General features: G+C 63.4%; 1 protein-coding gene and 2 pseudogenes. 1 reads left to right on the forward strand and 2 read right to left on the reverse strand.

Translation table 11 applies throughout. The annotated features are described in order from the left end of the window. Both HX846_RS20725 and HX846_RS20730 read right to left on the reverse strand, forming a co-directional pair. Positions 1-137 (reverse strand): annotated as a pseudogene (locus tag HX846_RS20725) (imelysin); the annotation flags it as partial. 31 nt (positions 138-168) lie between these two features. Then, the gene (locus tag HX846_RS20730) at positions 169-1,596 is read right to left on the reverse strand and encodes a di-heme oxidoredictase family protein (RefSeq protein WP_178966008.1); all 1,428 of its coding nucleotides are present in this window, start codon (positions 1,594-1,596) and stop codon (positions 169-171) included. A gap of 139 nt (positions 1,597-1,735) precedes the next feature. On the opposite strand from HX846_RS20730, the pseudogene HX846_RS20735 reads away from it, so the two are divergent. After that, positions 1,736-1,853, forward strand: a pseudogene (locus tag HX846_RS20735) (nitroreductase); the annotation flags it as partial.

The following is a 1,853-nucleotide window of genomic DNA, read 5'->3' on the forward strand; positions in this document are numbered from 1 at the left end:
TCAACCCAGCGGCTGTAGGTCGGCAGGATCACTTGCTTGGCGATGGCCGCCGAGGTCACCGCTTGCGGGTCCTGGGGCGAGCACGCACCGAGGGCGAGGGCGGCCAGGCTGGTGAACAACAACTTGGGACGGAACATGTCGAGCTCCCTTCTGTAATTAGGACAAAGCTTATAAAGAATTCAGAAATGCCAGCAACGCGGCGCGCTGCTCGGCATTGAACGACAACACATGCTGCTGCGCCGCCTGGGCTTCACCGCCGTGCCACAGCACGGCCTCCATCAGGTTGCGGGCGCGGCCGTCATGCAAGAACTGGGTGTGGCCACTGACGGCTTGCGTCAGGCCAATGCCCCACAACGGCGGCGTGCGCCAGTCGCGGCCACTGGCTTTGAATTCGCTGCGGTTGTCGGCGAGGCCGTCGCCCATGTCGTGCAGCAGCAAGTCGCTGTAGGGGCGAATCACCTGGTTAGCCAATTCAGGTTCGGCGGCGATGGGCGCCGTGGTGAATTGCGGGGTGTGGCAGCCCTGGCAACCGGCCTGGTAGAACAGGTTTTTCCCGGCCAGCACTTGCGGTGCGTTGACGTCGCGGCGGGCGGGGACGGCCAGGTTGCGGGTGTAGAACAGCACCAGGCGCAGGATGTTGTCGCTGACCTCAGGCTCGCCATCCGGGCCATTGCCGTTGGGCGCCTGTTTGCAGGCCACTTGTGCATCGGTGCAGTCATCGAACGGTCTCAGGGAGGTGGTCAGGCCCATATCACCAGAGAACGCGTGAACATTTTGTTGATTGAGGTTCGGTTGCCCGGCTTTCCAGCCAAATCGACCGAGTACGGTCTTGTGTTGCGCGTCGTCCCAGACCCAATTCGCCCGCCCGACAATGGCTTCCTTGTCGGCGGTTTTCGGGTCGGTGTTGCGCAGGATGTCGGCGTCGGGGATCGCTTCGAGCAGCCCCAGGCCGATCATCGGCGGTGCAACCCGCGCCGAGAAGCGCGTGTCGGGGTGCATCGGCCCATAACCGAGCTGGGTGATTTGCAGGGCAGGCTTGCGCAATTCGACCACGGTGCCGTCCTTGAAGCGGACGTTGACCGGCGTGTAGTCGACCCGCACCTTGCCCTCCGGGGCGACGCCGGGCACGGCCATGTCCTGCAATTGCCCACCGTAGACCGGCTCGGGGACTACACCCAGTTGCTCGATGACCTTCGCATAGGGCGGTGCATCGGGAATCGACAGGCGTACCAGCATCGACACCGCGTTGGGCGCATCGGGCAATGGCGGATGCCCACGGCCATCCTTGATATGGCAGTTCTGGCAGGCATTGGTATTGAACAGCGGGCCCAGCCCGTCGCGGGCAGTGGTGGTGGACGGGGCAATCACCCAGGGGCTGCGAAAGAAACTGTTGCCGACGCTGAAGTCCAGGCGCCGGGTGGGCGACAGGTTGGCCGAGGGCAGGGAGAAGGCGTTCTGGTCGGTCTTCCTCACCGTGGTCGCGCCACCGGCACGCGCTTCACCAGGCTCGGCCTTGGTGAATCGCGGGGCGTCATCGCAGGCACTCAGGCTCAAGGCCATCAACAGTGCAGACAGGCGAAGGGGCGAACGGGACATCAGTCTTCCTGAACGTAGGCTGAAAATAAGGCCGCAAAGTCTAACAGGGCAGGGCGGATTGAATAAGAGCAATTATCGTTTGGTGGTATCCGATTCATTCCCGCTAGAATGACCGCACATTTTTCTCTGGAGGTGGCCAATGCAGGCTCTCGACGCTTTGCTCAACCGTGTTTCCGTGCCGCGACTGCTGGACCCGGCACCGACCCAGGAGCAGCGCGACCTGCTGTTCGCCGCTGCCATGCGCGCGCCCGACCACG

The sequence above is a fragment of the Pseudomonas sp. K5002 genome, assembly GCF_013386655.1.
Classification (GTDB): domain Bacteria; phylum Pseudomonadota; class Gammaproteobacteria; order Pseudomonadales; family Pseudomonadaceae; genus Aquipseudomonas.

What these genes read in the sequence shown, in the direction of transcription:
- HX846_RS20730 (WP_178966008.1), bottom strand. Translation starts at nt 1,596, where the DNA reads ATGTCCCGTTCGCCCCTTCGCCTGTCTGCACTGTTGATGGCCTTGAGC.